At 61.6% G+C, this 16,487-nt stretch carries 15 protein-coding genes; 1 reads left to right on the top strand and 14 read right to left on the bottom strand.

Annotation, left to right across the window (positions count from 1 at the left end):
* Positions 1 to 4: 4 nt before the first annotated feature.
* The 8 genes from EEB12_RS11555 to EEB12_RS11590 form a co-directional block, all read right to left on the bottom strand.
* Positions 5 to 805: an ABC transporter permease gene (locus EEB12_RS11555; RefSeq protein ID WP_003945537.1), complete on the bottom strand. Its 801-nt coding sequence runs from the start codon at positions 803 to 805 to the stop codon at positions 5 to 7.
* Positions 802 to 1,758, bottom strand: coding sequence for a daunorubicin resistance protein DrrA family ABC transporter ATP-binding protein (locus EEB12_RS11560; RefSeq protein WP_003945489.1), 957 nt, complete (start codon positions 1,756 to 1,758; stop codon positions 802 to 804). The genes EEB12_RS11555 and EEB12_RS11560 overlap by 4 nt, the downstream gene beginning before the upstream one ends.
* Before the next feature lie 239 nt (positions 1,759 to 1,997).
* Complete coding sequence (locus EEB12_RS11565) at positions 1,998 to 3,458, bottom strand: MFS transporter (RefSeq protein ID WP_141487792.1); 1,461 nt, start codon at positions 3,456 to 3,458, stop codon at positions 1,998 to 2,000.
* The gene (locus tag EEB12_RS11570) at positions 3,455 to 4,303 is read right to left on the bottom strand and encodes a mycofactocin-coupled SDR family oxidoreductase (protein ID WP_003945658.1); all 849 of its coding nucleotides are present in this window, start codon (positions 4,301 to 4,303) and stop codon (positions 3,455 to 3,457) included. The genes EEB12_RS11565 and EEB12_RS11570 overlap by 4 nt, the downstream gene beginning before the upstream one ends.
* A gap of 103 nt (positions 4,304 to 4,406) precedes the next feature.
* Positions 4,407 to 5,546, bottom strand: coding sequence for a serine hydrolase domain-containing protein (locus EEB12_RS11575; protein ID WP_230691633.1), 1,140 nt, complete (start codon positions 5,544 to 5,546; stop codon positions 4,407 to 4,409).
* Positions 5,547 to 5,726: 180 nt separating this feature from the next.
* Positions 5,727 to 6,137 (bottom strand): VOC family protein, encoded by a 411-nt coding sequence (locus EEB12_RS11580; protein WP_003945857.1) that lies wholly within the window; start codon positions 6,135 to 6,137, stop codon positions 5,727 to 5,729.
* A 134-nt stretch (positions 6,138 to 6,271) separates the two neighbouring features.
* Positions 6,272 to 7,273, bottom strand: a complete 1,002-nt coding sequence (locus EEB12_RS11585) for an AraC family transcriptional regulator (protein ID WP_141487793.1) — start codon at positions 7,271 to 7,273, stop codon at positions 6,272 to 6,274.
* 54 nt (positions 7,274 to 7,327) lie between these two features.
* Positions 7,328 to 7,870 carry a GNAT family N-acetyltransferase gene (locus EEB12_RS11590; RefSeq protein WP_141487794.1) on the bottom strand — a complete coding sequence of 181 codons (543 nt, stop codon included), beginning with the start codon at positions 7,868 to 7,870 and terminating at the stop codon, positions 7,328 to 7,330.
* A gap of 85 nt (positions 7,871 to 7,955) precedes the next feature.
* On the opposite strand from EEB12_RS11590, the gene EEB12_RS11595 reads away from it, so the two are divergent.
* The gene (locus tag EEB12_RS11595) at positions 7,956 to 9,260 is read left to right on the top strand and encodes an HNH endonuclease signature motif containing protein (protein WP_141487795.1); all 1,305 of its coding nucleotides are present in this window, start codon (positions 7,956 to 7,958) and stop codon (positions 9,258 to 9,260) included.
* A 107-nt stretch (positions 9,261 to 9,367) separates the two neighbouring features.
* Here the strand turns inward: EEB12_RS11595 and EEB12_RS11600 are convergent, their stop codons facing one another.
* The 6 genes from EEB12_RS11600 to EEB12_RS11625 form a co-directional block, all read right to left on the bottom strand.
* The gene (locus tag EEB12_RS11600) at positions 9,368 to 10,537 is read right to left on the bottom strand and encodes a lipid-transfer protein (protein WP_019746856.1); all 1,170 of its coding nucleotides are present in this window, start codon (positions 10,535 to 10,537) and stop codon (positions 9,368 to 9,370) included.
* On the bottom strand, positions 10,534 to 10,974 hold the full coding sequence (locus EEB12_RS11605; RefSeq protein WP_020968404.1) for a MaoC family dehydratase: 441 nt from the start codon (positions 10,972 to 10,974) through the stop codon (positions 10,534 to 10,536). Before EEB12_RS11605 ends, EEB12_RS11600 begins: the two co-directional genes overlap by 4 nt.
* 2 nt (positions 10,975 to 10,976) lie before the next feature.
* The gene (locus EEB12_RS11610) at positions 10,977 to 11,984 is read right to left on the bottom strand and encodes a bifunctional MaoC family dehydratase N-terminal/OB-fold nucleic acid binding domain-containing protein (protein WP_141487796.1); all 1,008 of its coding nucleotides are present in this window, start codon (positions 11,982 to 11,984) and stop codon (positions 10,977 to 10,979) included.
* A gap of 10 nt (positions 11,985 to 11,994) precedes the next feature.
* Entirely contained in the window at positions 11,995 to 13,146 is a 1,152-nt protein-coding gene (locus EEB12_RS11615; RefSeq protein ID WP_084326786.1) for an acyl-CoA dehydrogenase family protein, read from the bottom strand.
* A complete protein-coding gene (locus EEB12_RS11620; RefSeq protein ID WP_020968401.1) occupies positions 13,131 to 14,171 on the bottom strand; it encodes an acyl-CoA dehydrogenase family protein in 1,041 nt (346 codons plus the stop codon). The genes EEB12_RS11615 and EEB12_RS11620 overlap by 16 nt, the downstream gene beginning before the upstream one ends.
* An 83-nt stretch (positions 14,172 to 14,254) precedes the next feature.
* The gene (locus EEB12_RS11625) at positions 14,255 to 16,417 is read right to left on the bottom strand and encodes an acyl-CoA dehydrogenase (protein ID WP_141487797.1); all 2,163 of its coding nucleotides are present in this window, start codon (positions 16,415 to 16,417) and stop codon (positions 14,255 to 14,257) included.
* Positions 16,418 to 16,487: the final 70 nt, after the last annotated feature.

Genomic DNA, 16,487 nt, shown 5'->3' on the forward strand with positions numbered 1-16,487 from the left:
CAGGTCAGCGGCTGACTGCCTTCTGATACCGACGAATAGCGAACGGCACGAAGACGATCAGCAAACCGAAAGTCCACAACAGCGACGCGATGACCGGATTCTGCAGTGGCCACGCATCCGGAACCGTCATCGCAGGATTGGTATTGCCGAACAGTTCACGCACCGCCTGAGTCACCGCCGACACCGGATTCCATTCGGCGATCACTTTGAGCGGGCCGGGAAGATTGGTGGTCTCGACAAAAGTGTTCGCGATGAACGACAGCGGAAAGATGACGATGAAACTCGCGTTGTTGAACACTTCCGGCGTGCGGATCCAAAGCCCGACGACAGCCATGACCCATGACAATGCGTACGCGAAGAACAGAAGCAGCGCATACCCGGCCACCGCCTCGAGGAAGCTGGAATGGATGCGCCACCCCACCAGAAGACCGGTCAACGACATGACCACCAAGCTGATGACGTTGATCAACACGTCACTCGATGTTCGGCCGGTCAGCACGGCAGACGGAGCCATGGGCAGCGATCGAAATCTGTCGATGATTCCTTTCTGAATATCTTCGACCATCCCCAAACCAGTCCAGGTAGCACCGAATATGACCGTCTGCGTGAAGATTCCGGCGATCAGGAACTCTCGATACGACGTGCCCGGGACGGAGATCGCGCTGCCGAACACGTATGCGAACAAGAGCACGAACATGATCGGCGACAAAGTGGTGAACACCAGTAGATCCGGAACGCGCTTGATCTTGATCAAGTTTCGCCTGGCGATGGTCAAACCGTCTTCGAGCGCCATCTGCACGGTCATTTCTGATCCTCCAGTTCAGCCTGGTGCCCGGTCAGTGTGAGAAAGACATCGTCGAGAGTGGGCCGGCGCAGACCGACGTCGAACACCCGAATGCCTCGTGCCGACAGGAGATTCAGCGCTGCGACCAACGCATCGGTACCGTCGTCGACAGGAACGGTGACGCGACGGACATTCTCTTGAACCTGAATGTCCCCCACGGCAAGCGAGCGCAATTCTTCTCGGACGATGTCGAGATGTTCGACCTCGTGCACGCTCAATTCGATGCGCTCACCCCCGACCCGCGCCTTCAACTGGTCTGCAGTACCGCGCGCGATGACCGAGCCGCGGTCGATGACGGCGATCTGGTCGGCCAACCTCTCGGCTTCCTCCATGTATTGCGTCGTGAGCAACAGCGTGGTCCCCTGAGCCACCAACCCTTCGATGACGTCCCAGAGACCGAGTCGCGCCCGAGGATCGAGGCCCGTGGTCGGCTCGTCGAGAAACAACACCTGTGGCCGAGCAACCAATGCGCCGGCGAGATCGAGACGTCGCCGCATTCCGCCGGAATAGCCCTTGACCGGCCGATCTCCAGCCTCGACGAGATCGAACTGCTCGAGCAATTCACGCGCTCGGGCCTTACTGCTTCGGGCGCCGAGATGATACAGCCGCCCGACCATGTCCAGATTCTCGTAGCCCGTCAGGTACTCGTCGACCGCGGCGTACTGACCCGAAGCACCGATCTTGGATCGCAACGCCCGCGCATCCTCGACCACGTCCAGCCCGGCAACCTTGGCGCGTCCACCGTCCGGAATGAGCAGCGTCGTGAATATCCTTACCGCAGTGGTTTTTCCGGCGCCGTTGGGGCCCAACAGAGCCATCACCGAACCCTCGCGCACTTCCAGGTCGATGCCGTCCAATGCCGTGACGTCGCCGTACTTCTTGACCAGCCCCTCGGCCACAATCGCTTCGGTCATGAGCCCTCCCGCATCGGTAATCCGTCGGTAGTCCGTTCCCCAGTGTGACCCAGGAGGCCGACACATTCCAGGATTTTTCACGCAACAGTCCGAAACGCTGCACCACAGAACAGACCACCACCCCCCGGATTGCCAGAAACATCACCTCCCAGGGTCACCTAGGATCTCCCGGTCTCGGGTACCTGGTTGATTCCAGTCGAAGATAACGGTGACGACGAAGATCGGGTGCGTCCGTCGACTCACCCGATCTTCGTTGCGCCATCGGTTTCGGCTGCAATTGGTAACTCGGGCAGCGATACCGCCCCCGTCCGCTCCACCTTCACTGCCAACGTCACAGCGGCGGCCAGTGCTGATACGCCCGCTCCGATCCAGTACAAAACCGCGAACGAATGCAGGGTCGGCACAGCGCTCGCACCGATCACCACCGTTGAACTGGCCAATACCGCTGCCGCAACGGCGCTTCCGGTGGAGGTACCGACCGAACGGAGCAGGCTGTTGAATCCGTTGGCCGAGGCAGTCTGATGGATCGGCGCAGATTCGGTGATCAGAGTCGGCATGGCTGCCAGGGAAAATGCCACACCGGCCGATACCACGGCAGCGCCGATCACGATATTGACCAGCGTCGGCGTCAACAGCACACGCAAGACGTATCCGATTGCGATGACGATCGCTCCTGAGGCCAACGTGGCCTTCGCTCCCCATCGCCTCGTCACCTTCGACGACACCGGCGCCAATCCGATCATCAGGACTCCGCCCGGCATCATCGCCAGTCCGGCTTCGGCAGCCGAGAGTCCGAGACCGTCCGCCGACGCCAGGGGCAACTGAAGTTCCTGCGTTGCCGCCAACGCGCTGATGAACATGGCAAAACCGAGTAATACTGCGCAGACGTTCGAAACCAGAATCGGAGCGCGAAGGGAAGTCCGCAGATCGACCAGCGGTGCCGGCGTGTGCAGTTCCCACGGAATCCATCCACAGAGCAAGACCACGCCGGACGCGATCAGAACCAGAACCTCGGAGCTTGCCCAGCCCCATTCGGTTCCTTTCGAAACGGCCAGCAGCAGTGCAGTCATAGCGAGCGTGAGGACTGTGGCTCCCAGAAAGTCGAAGCGTCCGCGACTCTTCACAGCCGATTCCGGCACCACCAGCGGCAAGACGACTATCAGTACGACCCCGAATCCACCGGTGACCCAGAAAAGCGCGGGTAGTCCCCAGTGCGCCGAGATCACCCCAGCCATCGGCATACCGAACATGCCACCGATCCCCAACGTCGCACTCATGAGAGCTACTGCACCACTGAGCTTTTCCGGAGGGAGGACATCGCGCATGATGCTGATTCCGACGGGCAGAAGTGCCGTCGCGAACCCCTGCAACGAGCGCCCGAGGATCAATAACCAGAAACTCTGGCTGAGCGCCGCAACCATGCAGCCGACGATCATCACGGCAAGACAGACGAGCATCATCGCGCGCTTACCGAACATGTCGGCGAGTCTGCCGATGAGAGGGGTTGCGACGGCACCGGTCAGCAACGTCGAGGTCACCAGCCAGGAAGCGGTGGAGGACGATACTCCCGATGCCGTCGCGAACGCAGGCAGGACCGGCACCACCAAGGTCTGTTGCAGCGCGACCACCACACCGCTCAGACTCAGGACGCCGACGACCCACCCGGTCCGCGCTTTCGCGCGAACAGTCTTGTCCGTCAAGCGTTCGAGCGAGCGGCTACTCCGGCGTCGACAGGAACCACGATGCCACTCATGTGGGCACTCGCGTCGGCGGCGAGGAACAGGACTACTCGCGTGATCTCGAAGGGATCCAGCCAACCGACCGGCTGCGCATGCAGAGTCGCGTACACGGGTTCGACGTCGTCTGCCGTCGGCGATTCGAGGTCAGGCCGCATCATCGCGTACATCATGTCGTTGTGAATCATCGGCGTCGAGATGTTCCCCGGTGCAATAGCATTCACGGTCACACCCGAGTTTGCCAGTTCGAGCGACACACTCTTCGTCAAACCGATGACGCCCCACTTGGAGGCGCCGTACGCAGCCATCTGGGTGCCACCGGAGCGACCCATCATCGAGGAAATCGTGATGATGCGACCGTAACCACGTTCCGCCATTCCACCTGACACGGCCGCAACGGTGTTGAACACACCGGTCAGGTTCGACGAGATGACTTCGTTCCACTGCGCCGACGTCATCGACGTGATCGGAGCGGGCACGGACACACCGGCATTCGCGACGGCGATGTCGACACGGCCGAACTCGGCTTCAGCGCGGGCAACGAGCGCGTCCATTGCGTCGCGATCAGCAGTGTCTGCCTTGACGGCAATGCACCGACGACCGGTGGCTTCCACCAAACGAACGGTTTCCTTCAGATCCTCCTCGTTTGCGAGGGGGTAGGCGACGACATCACTGTTCTCGCACCGGTCGCAGATCACGATGTCCGCGCCACGCTCCGCGAATGCGACAGCGTGGGCGCGCCCCTGACCGCGTGCGGCGCCGGTGATCAGTGCAACTTTTCCTTCGAAGCTGCCTTCGAGGCTGTTCATGCCGTCTCCTAGTTCGTCGTATGCAAGCGTGCGCTGTACTGCATGCGTACTCCGAACCCGCCCGAAAGAAACAGTCGATCCCGGACAGCGGGAATCCAGCCGATCACTGGTAAACGGCGGTCTCGAATTCCAGGTATCCGTTGATGGATCCAGCGTCCGCGAACGGCAGAATCTGCGTTGCCCAGAACCCGCCGACGCCGGTCTGCCGGTCGATCCAGTAATAGAGGTTGGCAAGACCCGCCCAAGCCAGCGATCCGGCCGGCCTACCGGTGGGTGCCACCTCTTCATTTGTCATGAAGGAGTATGCCCATCCTTTGGGTACACCGGGGAAGAATTCCGCATCGTTGGACAGCGTCGGGAGAACTCCGGGCAACAACCCCACGTGCTGGCCTTCGAGCCCGTTCTGAACGGCTGCAGCTACCGTCTCCGACGACAACACGCGACCCGAAGTGCCCGCGCCGTCGTTGAGCCACATACGGATGAACTTCATGTAGTCGCCGACAGTGCCGTGCAAACCGTGACCACCCATGTGCACCTCGGGTTCGGCCGGAAGCTCGAATCCGATGAGCGGAGTGAGGCTTCCGTCGCTCTCACGCTGATGGATCGGCGCAAGTCGATCCTTCATCGACGGGCTCATCGTGAATGCCGTATCGGCCATCTCGAGAGGTTCGAAGATGCGCTGACGCATGACATCGCCGAGTCGCTGACCTCGAATCGACTCGACGACCTGTCCGGCCCAGTCGATGTTGGTGCCGTACTCCCACTTCTCACCCGGGTCGAAGAGCAGCGGTGTCGTGAGCGCCGCTTTGCTACACGTGATCACGCTGGGCTGCCCATGTTCCTGCGAGAGCCGGTTGTACGACTCGTTGAAGAAGTCGTAGCCGAACCCTGCAGTGTGAAGGAGCAGCATGCGAGTGGTGATGTCGCGCTTGGGTTCCCGAAGAACGGGGTTTCCGCCGGCGTCGAAACCGTCCAGGACCTTCAGCTCACCGATGTCGGGAACATAGGTCGCTGCAGGTGCATCGAGATCGAGCAATCCCTCCTCCACACATTGCAGGACAGCGGTACCGGTGATCGCCTTGGTGGTGGAGAAGAGCGCAAAGGTTGTATCGAGGGTCATCGGAACGCCGGAACCGAGAGTCCGCTCGCCCGCAGCACCCTCGTAGATGTTGCCTTCTCGATCCGTGATCATCGCGACCACACCCGGGACGCGATCAGCCCCCTGAGTTGCTCGCGCCAGCACGTCGTCGAGGCGCTGCTTCGAAAGGGGCTTCCGCGCAATATCTTCGATCGTCACTGCATTTCTCCATCCGACTTGCAACTTGTCTTGTCGAACAGAATGTAACGGCGATCACACACCCGGCTCTGCCTCGAAACGGCAGGAAAACTGTCTCGTTTCGGCAGAACCGGGCAGAGTCTGGAGTCAGCTCTGGGGCGCTCCGATATTCACCAGCCAGGAAATACCGAATTTGTCTGTACAGGCGCCGAATTCGTCGCCCCACATCTGCTTCTCGAGCGGAACGCTGACCGTACCTGTTCCCGACAGTTGCTCCCAGTACCCGCGCAGCACATCGCCGTCGTCGCCGCTGAGGCTGACCGTGATGTTGTCGCCGGGGTTGTACGGCATGCCTGGCGGAGTGTCAGCACCCATCAGGGTGTATCCCTGATCGGTCTCGAGCATTCCGTGCATGATCTTGTCCCCGCCTTCGCCGGGATTGCCGAATTCACCGAACGTGCTCAGCGCCAGCGTGCCACCGAAAATGCCCTTGTAGAACTCCAACGCTTCACGCGCGTTACCGTTGAAACTGATGTACGGATTGAGTCGAGTTGCCATGACGTACTCCTAGCTCGTGGGATTGCTGTCACGTTCGATTTCAATCCTTGCAGAACGCTCCGACACGAAACAACGGATCATCGCAGTTCATCGAGTGCGTAAACCGATCGTCATGACCGTTCAAACAACTGTCCTCAGAGTGGGTTCCGAGTCTCGGAAGGCAACTCTCCGAACCGTTTCCGGTAGGCGGCCGCAAACATGCCCAGATTGACGTAGCCCCAGGCGTTTGCGATTTCGGAGACGGTTCTCCCCTCGGAACGCAACAATTCGCTGCGTACCCCCTCCAGTCGACGCGCGCGCAATCGTTGCCCCGGCGTGGTGTCTCGGTACCGCCGAAATCCCGCAGTGAGCGCCCGGACACTGACACCCACCGCAGCGGCGATCTCGGACGCCGTCGGCACCGAGCGCGCAAAGGTATCGATGTACTCCTCCGCCGATCGCACATAGGCCGGTTCGGCGGAGGCGACGTCGACACCGAGTTGCAACCCGGCCTGCGTCGCCCACTCGTCGAGAAGCTGAGCCGTGATGAGTTCTTGAACTCTGGCGCCCAGCCTTTCACCCGACATCGCGTCAGGTGACTCTGCAATTGCGCGAACGACATAGTCCATCAATGCGAGCCAACTCGAGCCACGGCCGCCGATGGTGCACTTGTGCCGCCACAGACGATCGTCGGGAACCGCCCCGTACCACTGCCGGGCGTGGTCGGCGACAAGCTGATGCGGCACAGTGAGATTCAGCTGCAGATGATCCTCGTCGAATTCGACGAAATAGTCGGTCCGACTACAGTCGGCGACAAAAGTCTCCCCCACGGCAGTATTTGCCGCAGCTCCCCGGCCAAGGGCATGTCGGCCGTTGCCTCTGATCGTCGTCAGAACCAGAATGTTTCCGGCCTCAGGAGAACATTCACCGACAGAGACCGGAATGCCGTAGCAGAATCGGGTGACGTCGATCTTGCCCACCGCTGCCGAGTACATGTCCGAAGCCGGCTTCAACCGACTTCCTATCGGCGTGACCGTATACGGCATGTAGATGTTGTCGGACCATTCCTTGATGCGGTCCCAGTCCCGAGAAAAGGCCTGGTGATGCTGCATGGTGGGCCGGCCGGCCGCGTCGATGAGCAAGGCATCCTCGAACATGGTTCGAGTATCGCACCAGGGCCCGGGAAGGTCACGAAAGTGAGCCGACGCGGTCTATGGCTGTACGGCGGCAGGTCGTGTTGCAGCAAAAAGCAGCGAATCCACCGCGGTCCCCCGGATCACCATGTGTGCCCTCATCCGCCCCTCCTCCACCATTCCGATTTTGGTGAGCACCGACGCCGACGCCGAGTTCTCCGGACGACACGTTGCCTGCACGCGCTGTGCTCCAAGGCGAGCGAAGGCGAGTCCCAGGACCGCGCTCCCTGCCTCGGATGCATAACCTCGTCCTTGGAACTTCGGGTTCACGACAAAACCGAGTTCCGCCCGCCGGTGCGCGACGGACACTTCCCACACAGCTACCGAACCGATGACCGTTCCATCAGCCTTCGACGTGATGGCCAGGGTGAACGTGCGACGTTCGACGAGCGCAGCTTCGAGTGCCGCGTCAGCCAGGAATGCCCTGGTCACTGCTGGGGTGTTCGGCCCCCAATCAACATATCTACAGACGGCAGGGTCGGACGCGTACCGATGGACGGCATCTTCATCCGCGGCAGTGAAATCTCGAAGAACAAGGCGTTCCGTAGTCAACGTGAACATCCAGCGATCCTAGAGCGAGCCCGAAAGCACCTCTTGACTCGAACGCATGTTCGAGTATGATTTGGGGAGGGGATCGGGGGATTCAATGAGTGTCTTGTTGTCGGATGTGGTGTCGGGTTCTGCGGTGGGGTTGCGCGGACGCCTGTGGCAGTTGTCTGCTTCTGAGTTGCGTGCGGCTGCGGTGTCGGCGAGCGCGGAGATTCTGCGGCTCGAGGCCGTTCGGGTGGCGGTGGTCGACGAACTCTCGATGCGGCCCGATGATCAGCTGATCGCCAGCCGCGGTGTCGGTGCCTGGTTGGCGGCGAACACGATGCTGCAGGTTCGGGACGGGAAGAAGATCGCCGCCCTCGGTGCAGCGCTACGACCGTTTCCCGCGGTGACGGCCCGGTTCGACGTCGGGGACTGCTCCTTCGAGCACGCCGTGCTGATCGTGGCGTTCTGCGAATCACCACCGAAGGGAATGCCGGAGGAAGCGCTCCCTCGCTGTATCGACCTACTGTTGGCTGCTGCTTCCGGTGTCGAGGCCACGACCACGAAGGTCCGCAACGTCATCGCGACCTTGGAGCGCATTTTCGAATCCGATGAGATTCCGCCCGCCGAAGACATCGACCGCAACGAGCTCCGCATCGCGTCGACGTTGAACGGCCGGGTGGTGGTGCGCGGAGATTTCGACGCCCTCACCGGCGAAATGTTGTTGTCGGCGTTGTCGAATCTGACGATGCCCACCCCGGCACCCGATGGAACCCCCGATGCCCGGTCGGCAGCGAAGCGGACCGCGGACGGGTTCACCGAACTGATCCGGCGTTACCTGGACTGCGCGAAGACCGGTACGGATGGTGGCCAGCGTCCGCACGTGAACGTGCACATCAACGCCCGCGATCTCGCGGAGCATCGGGACTGCGCCGCAACACCCGCTGCTCCTGATGGTGGAGCGGCTGTGTCGGATCTTGATGTCGGGCATATGCCCTGGCTCGGACCACTGTCCGTCTCGCAGACCAGACTCCTCGGTTGTGATTGTTTCCTGTCGACTGTTCTGCTCGATGATCACGGCGCGCCCTTGGATGCGAGACCCGGGAAACGGTTGGTCACCGCGGAGCAGCGAGTGGCGTTGATCGCCCGCGACAGAGGCTGCGCGTTCCCCGGCTGCACGTGTGTACCGGCCTGGACGGATGCGCACCATATTCGGCACTGGGCGAACGGCGGGCCGACGGTGATGAACAACCTTGTCCTGCTGTGCCGTTCACATCACCGGCTGATGCACCGCAAGTCCGGGTTCGTCGGGAAGTGGGTGATCCGGATCGGGGTCGACAACAAACCGTGGTTCATCCCACCACCCTCGATCGACCCGCAGCGGCATCCGCGGCCGGCGAACACCACATTCAAAACCTGAGGTAGTACTCCTCGGGCACAACAGAACACGGCCCAGCACCGCATCGAAGGAAACCTCGGTGCGGTGCCAACAGGCCGTGGCGCTTGATGAAGCTGTGCTCACAACGATCAGCGAGTCAGAACAAGCCCTGATGTCGGAACGCCCGTTCCCGCAGTCACCAGTACATTCTCGACGGAGTCGACCTGGTTGACCGAAGTACCGCGGATCTGCCGAACTCCCTCGGCGATACCGTTCATCCCGTGGATGTATGCCTCGCCGAGCTGTCCACCATGGGTGTTGATCGGAAGCTTGCCTCCGAGTTCGATTGCGCCACCGGCGATGAAGTCCTTGGCCTCTCCCCTTCCGCAGAAACCGAGTTCCTCGAGCTGCATCAGAACATAGGGCGTGAAGTGGTCGTAGAAGATCGCCGTCTGCATGTCCGACGGGCGCAGCCCACTTTGTGACCAGAGTTGATCGCCGACAAGGCCCATCTCCGGTAGGCCGGTCAAACCGTCGCGGTAATAGCTGGTCATGATGTATTGATCTGCCCCGCTGCCCTGTGCGGCGGCAGCGATAACGGCGGGTGTGTTCTTCAGATCTTTGGCTCGTTCTGGCGAGGTGACGACGATGGCGATGCCGCCGTCGGATTCCTGGCAGCAATCGAGGAGATGCAAAGGTTCAGCGATGAATCGCGAGTTCTGATGGTCCTCGAGGGTGATCGGTTTTCCGTAGAAGAACGCCTTCGGATTGGTGGCTGCATGCTTACGGTCCGCGACGGCGATTCGACCGAAGTCCTCGCTGGACGCTCCGTATACGTGCATGTATCGCTGCGCGACCATCGCGACAAACGATGCGGGAGTACCCAATCCGTGAGGATAGGAAAAGGCGTTGTCCGTTCCCGACGAATTGACCTGCGCCACAAGGCCGGAGTTCACCTGCCCGAAACGCGCACCCGATCGCTCGTTGAATGCGCGATAGGCCACGACGACGTCCGCGACGCCAGTGGCAACCGCCATGGCCGCCTGCTGAATCGTCGCCGCAGCGGCACCGCCACCGTAGTGAATACGACTGAAGAATTTGAGGTTCGGGATACCCACCGAACGAGCCACTGCCACTTCGGTGTTGGTGTCCATGGTGAACGAGGTAAGACCGTCGACGTCGGCGGGTGTCAGACCGGCGTCGTCCAACGCGGCTTGAACAGCCTCGGCGGCCAGTCGCAGTTCACTGCGACCGGAGTCCTTCGAGAAATCCGTGGCTCCGATTCCGACGATCGCGGCCTTGCCGGACAATGCGCTCATTCAATGTCTCCGTTTTCAATGTCTCCATTCGAGCCCGACGCCGGAAATGCCAGTGTGACCTGCGCAGTGATGTGATCTCCCAGACTGTTCTTGCCGACCACCGCGAGAGAAACGAGATCCTCGTCGTAGGAGGTCACCGTGCCGGAGAGCGTCAAAGTGTCGTAGGCGTACCACGGGACCCCGAGGCGCAGCTTGATCGACGTGAGTACTGCCCGCGGTCCTGCCCAGTCGGTCACGAATCGCTGCACCAGGCCGGTGTCGGTGAGGATGTTGACAAAAATGTCTTTCGAGCCGCGTTTCTGTGCGAGATCACGGTCGTGGTGAACATCCTGAAAGTCGCGGGTAGCTAGTGCTGCCGAGACCACAAACGTCGGGTCGCCGTAAATCGAGAGCTGCGGAAGAACTTCTCCCACAGTGATATCCGTCGTCAAAGTCATCGTCACTCCTTCCCCGCAGAAACCGCAGGAACCGCCGAAACCGCAGAAGCCCCAACCGGCTGCCAGGCGTACAAAGTCCAGGGAGTTCCCCCGGTCTCGTCGTCTCCGGGGAAGTCGAGGTAGATCGCCTCCACCTCCATTCCGATCGACACACTCGAGGGATCGACGCCGCGCAATTCGCCGAGCATCCGCACACCCTCAGGCAGTTCGACCAGGGCAACGACGAACGGCAACGACCGACCAGGAACCTTGGGCGCGTGGTGAACGACAAAACTGAAGACCGTTCCCCGCCCTGACGCGACCACGTAGTCGGTCTGCTCCGACTTGTCCTTCCAGATCGCGGGCACGGGTGGGTGCTGCACCGAACCATCCGCACGCAGTTGAATACGCAACTCGTGTGCGGCGACACCGTCCCAGAAGAACTGTGTGTCTAGAGACGCCGTCGGGCGCAGCATCCGAGATGCGTCCAGGTCCGCAGGCACGTCAGTGGAGGGGCGCTCACTTACCGGCGGCGCGAACTTCAAGATCCGGAACATCATCTCCGAGACCAGTTCTTCGCCGACCCGCCAGAAGCTACGGGTAGTGAAGAACCACCCTTCACCAAGACCTGTCTTCTTCGGTCCCACTACGTCTTCCAACACCGAGGAGATGGTGACTTCTTCACCCGGCTTCAAATAGCGGTGGTAGATCTGATCGCAGTTGGTCGCGACGACGGACGTGAATCCGGCCTCGTCGAGAATATCCGTCATCCGGCCCAACGGATCGTCGGCTTCTCGAACTGCCCCCAGACCGCGCATCGTCCATACCTGCGCCATCGCCGGCGGCGCGACTATTCCGTCGTGTCCGGCGGCGCGGGCGGCCGATTCGTCGACGTAGATCGGGTTCTCGTCACCGATCGCCTCGACCCAGTTGCGGATCATCGGCAAGTTCACGGGGTCCCGGCCGGCGCGAGGAGCGCTTGGCCCGTCCTCTCGAACCCGCTCGGCAGCAGTGAGAATGGGATCTGACACGATTTGTTTCCTATCTCGGAACGCGGGGAAGCTTCAGGCCGGCGGTAGCGATCAATTCGCGCATCACCTCGTTGACTCCACCGCCGAAGGTGATCACCAGGTTGCGCTTGATCTGCATGTCCAGCCACTCCATGAGATCAGCCGTTTCGGGATCGATCGGATTTCCGTACCGTCCGACGATCTCTTCCGCGAGTCGACCGACTCGCTGGATGCGTTCGGTCGCAAATACTTTGGTTGCCGAAGCGTCAGCAATGTCCACCGACTCCGAATCACTCGATGCCACTTGCCAGTTGAGCAGTTCGTTGAGGCGATACGTCGCGTGAATCTCGCCGAGCGCGCGTCGTACGTCAACGTGATCAAGCAGGTTTTCACGCTTGGCCCAATCGAAGACGTGGTCGTAAATCCCTGCGACGCGACCTGCCGGACCGAGCATGACGCGTTCGTGGTTGAGCTGCGTCGTGATCAGGCGCCAACCCTGATTCTCTTCACCCACAAGCATGTTCGCCGGAACGCGAACGTCCTCGTAGTAGGTGGCATTGACGTGATGCGCACCGTCGCAAGTGATGATCGGGGTCCAGGTGTAGCCGGGATCTTTGGTGTCCATGATCAGGATGGAGATGCCGCGGTGCCGCGAATCGGCAGACCCGGTTCGCACGGCGAGCCACACGTAATCGGCGTCATGCCCGCCGGTGGTGAAAATCTTCTGGCCGTTGACGACGTACTCGTCACCATTTCGTGCCGCCGAAGTACGCAGGGCTGCAAGGTCGGTGCCGGCTTCCGGTTCGGTGTAGCCGATCGCGAAGTGCACTTCACCGGCGAGGATCGCGGGCAGGAATTTCTGCTTCTGCTCCTCGCTGCCGTACTTCTGCAGAGTCGGACCGACGGTCTGCAACGTCACCGAAGGCAGTGGGACATCCGCCCGCACAGCTTCGTTGACAAAAATCTGCTGCTCGACTTCACCGAACCCACGTCCGCCGTACTCCACCGGCCAGCCGACGCCGAGCCAACCGTCCTTGCCCATACGACGGATGACCTCACGATAGGTAGGGCCATGCCGCTCCACACGCATGATCTTGGCCTCCTCGGGCGAGATCAGCGTCGAGAAGTAGCGTCGAAGTTCAGCTTGCAATGCGCGCTGACTGTCGGTCAGATCGATGAACACCGGGCCCCCACGAGGTCGAGTCGCTGCGAAGCGCCGCCGAGCAGGCGCGCCAAGTCTTTTGCAGTCGAGTAGTAACGATGAAGCGGATACGTGACGTCGACGCCCAGACCGCCGTGCAGGTGGTGAAGCACCTGCATTGTGGCGGGTACTTCCTGGGCGATCCAGTACGCCATGACGTCGAGGTCCGACTGGGCATCCAGGCCCTCCGACACGCGCCAGGACGCCGACAACGCCGCGACGTGAAGAGTCCGCGAGGTGACATAGGCGTCGGCGATCTGCTGTGAGACCGCCTGGAACGTTGCGAGCGGCTTGCCGAATTGCTCGCGTGAGCCGACATGTGCCGCAGTGAGATCGACGGCGCCGGACACCAAACCGTCTGCAACGGCTCCGATACTCGCCGTAGCGATCCGGTACAGCGTCTGGACGGCTTCCTCGCCGGCACCGAGAAGTTCACCGACTGCCTCGTCCATCGTGACTGCGAACTCCGGACTGCCGGACGCACTGGGTGTCGGCGTCAATGCGACGCCGGCGGCGGTCGGATCGACGAGCACGACTCCGGCGTCGGTGGGCACAAGAATTCTGTGTGCGCTCGCCGCGAAAGGCACGGCAAGCACCGTCCCGCTGACGCGATACCAGTCGCCCGACTGATGGGCGGTGGTCGACGGCTGCGCCGGGAACTGCTGACCCGGCTCACCGAGCGCCGCGGTGAACACCCGTCCGGCGCTGACTCCGGTGAGCAATTCGTCCTGCTGAGCGTCGGTCCCCAGAGCAACGATGGGAAGTACGCCGAAGCCGAGGGTTGCGAGAGCCGGAATAGGAGCGGCGGCCCGGCCGACCTCGACGAGAAGAGAACCGACGTCGGTGACCGAGAGGCCCTCGCCGCCCAGACGCTCGGGCAGTGCCAACGTGAGCAGGTCGGCTTCGGCGAATGCCGCCCAGAGCGCGTCCGGCTCCAGTTCGCGGGCAAGGAGCGCGGTAGCCACCTCGGCTACCGCTTCCTGGGTTTCATCGGGAGTGAAGTCCACGCTGGCAATCCTGTCTCTGATATAGAACGTGTTCTAGTTGTATCACCAACGTGGACATTTCTAAAGGCCTCTACTCACGCCGTCTAATCACGGGGCAGGCCCAGAATTCTCTCCGCGGCGACGGTCAACAGAATCTGCGTGGTCCCGCCGGCAATCGACAGGCATCGCGTGTTGAGGAACTCACGCGAGAGCGGACCCTCCACCCATCCGGCTGGGCCACCCAATTCCATGGCGAACTCTGCGACATTCTGACGCTGGCGCACGCCCACCAGCTTGCGGACGCTCGACGCCGGGCCCGGATCCTGACCATCCAATTGCCGCAGTGTCGTGCGCAATTCCAGCAACGAGCCCACCATGGCGGTTCCGATCAGCCCACCGAGCTTGTCTGCAACCACAGGATCGGGATCGCCCGCCAGCTCGAGCAATTCCTCCATCGCACCGCCGAGCGAAGAGCCCCCGCTCATCGCGACTCGCTCGTTGGCGAGGGTCGTTCGGGCCAGTTTCCAGCCTCCGCCGAGCTGGCCGACGACGCAGTCGTCCGGCACGAAGACGTCGTCGAGGAAGACTTCGTTGAACAGAGCATCGCCGGTGATCTCACGCAGCGGCGAGATCCGAATCCCGGCCGTCTTCATGTCGAGAAGGAAGTACGTGATGCCCTTGTGCTTGGGAACCTCGCGATCGGTTCTGGCGAGGCAGATGGCCCAGTCAGCTTCACGCGCAAGCGAAGTCCAGACTTTCTGGCCGTTCAGCTTCCAACCGCCGTCGACCTTCTCCGCGGTCGTACGCAGCGCGGCAAGATCGGAACCTGCACCAGGTTCACTGAAGAGCTGACACCAAGTGATCTCACCCTTGAGCGTCGGTGTCGCAAATCTTTCGATCTGCTCCGCACTGCCGTGCTCGAGGATGGTGGGAACTGCCCACCACCCGATCACGAGATCGGGTCGGCCGATACCGACGGCCGCCAACTCTTCTTCGATCAAAATCTGTTGCGCGGCCTTGGCGCCCCGGCCGTACGGCTTAGGCCAGTGCGGCGCAAGGTAGCCCGATTCGGCCAACGCGTTGCGCTGTTCGGATTCGGGCAGCGCCACCAATTGCGCTACCTCTTCGCGAATGTCGGACCGGTCGGATTCCAGCTCACTCAAGTCGATCTGAAGGTGACGCCGTGCACCGCCGATCGTCAATTCAGCGACGCGTGCGCGCCAGTGAGACGATCCGCCCAGAATCTGCCGGAGCGACAGTGCTCGACGAAGGTAGAAGTGCGCCTCGTGCTCCCAGGTGAATCCGATGCCGCCGAGCACTTGAATGCAATCTTTTGCCGTGTCGACAGCGGCGTCCAGAGACACCGCGGCCGCCACCGCCGCCGCGATCGGAAGTTCGTCGCCCGACTCTGCAGCGACCGCACCATCCCAGGCGACAGCTCCGGCATTTTCCACTCGGCACAGCATTTCGGCACAGATATGTTTGATCGCCTGGAACGAACCGATGGGTTTTCCGAATTGTTCGCGAATCTTCGCGTACTCCACCGCAGTACGCAGACTCCACGCCGCAATTCCGGCAGCTTCGGCAGCCCCAAGTACCGCCGCTAGGTCGGAAACCGATCCTGGCGCAATGTCATCGAGGATTCGGTCGGCGTCGACCGTCACTCGACCGAAGGAGACTCGCGCCAGTGGTCGCGACTTGTCGATCGTGTCGACCGCTTCGTAGGTCACACCTTCGCTGTCTCCGTCGACGAGAGCCCAGACGACACGCGAGCCTTCACCTTCCGACACCACGCCCGCCGACACGAGGACCGATACGCCCGAGTCTCCACCCCAGGCGTAACCTCCTTCGCCATGAAGCTCGATGCCGCCGGACGCATTCGCCGTTGCCGCAACTGGACTTTCGTCCAATACGACGGCACACGGCAACGCACCGTCGGCGAGCATTTCGGACCAGCGTTTGGCAGCGGGCGACGAACTACGCCCAACCACCAGAGCTGCAAGCGCAGTCGTGAGAACAGGACCCGGCACGAGTTCGATTGCCGCCTGCTCGAGCATTGCTGCGAGATCGACGATTTCCGCTCCGGCTCCGCCTACCGATTCAGGAACGGCGACCGAAAATATCCCGAGAGACGCGAACTCGGACCATTTCTCCCGCCACGAAACTGCTGGTCCACGGCGTACCATGTCCATCGGCGTGGCCGAGCGAGCCCAGGCCTCTATCGATTCCTGGACCGCCCGCTGTTCATCGGTCGTGGCGATTGTCACAACTGGTTCCCGCCTCTCGATAAGTGACACAATTGTTTAGAACGTGTTCTAATATGACACCTGGCCAAGA

The organism is Rhodococcus sp. WS1 (assembly GCF_003797745.1).
Classification (GTDB): Bacteria; Actinomycetota; Actinomycetes; order Mycobacteriales; family Mycobacteriaceae; genus Rhodococcus_F; species Rhodococcus_F erythropolis.

Bases quoted from the DNA above. Each gene is read 5' to 3' on its own strand.
- EEB12_RS11555 (WP_003945537.1), bottom strand. From the start codon at position 805: ATGACCGTGCAGATGGCGCTCGAAGACGGTTTGACCATCGCCAGGCGA.
- EEB12_RS11600 (WP_019746856.1), bottom strand. From the start codon at position 10,537: ATGAGCGCATTGTCCGGCAAGGCCGCGATCGTCGGAATCGGAGCCACG.
- EEB12_RS11590 (WP_141487794.1), bottom strand. From the start codon at position 7,870: ATGTTCACGTTGACTACGGAACGCCTTGTTCTTCGAGATTTCACTGCC.
- EEB12_RS11580 (WP_003945857.1), bottom strand. From the start codon at position 6,137: ATGGCAACTCGACTCAATCCGTACATCAGTTTCAACGGTAACGCGCGT.
- EEB12_RS11585 (WP_141487793.1), bottom strand. From the start codon at position 7,273: ATGTTCGAGGATGCCTTGCTCATCGACGCGGCCGGCCGGCCCACCATG.
- EEB12_RS11605 (WP_020968404.1), bottom strand. From the start codon at position 10,974: ATGACTTTGACGACGGATATCACTGTGGGAGAAGTTCTTCCGCAGCTC.
- EEB12_RS11595 (WP_141487795.1), top strand. From the start codon at position 7,956: ATGAGTGTCTTGTTGTCGGATGTGGTGTCGGGTTCTGCGGTGGGGTTG.
- EEB12_RS11570 (WP_003945658.1), bottom strand. From the start codon at position 4,303: ATGAACAGCCTCGAAGGCAGCTTCGAAGGAAAAGTTGCACTGATCACC.
- EEB12_RS11560 (WP_003945489.1), bottom strand. From the start codon at position 1,758: ATGACCGAAGCGATTGTGGCCGAGGGGCTGGTCAAGAAGTACGGCGAC.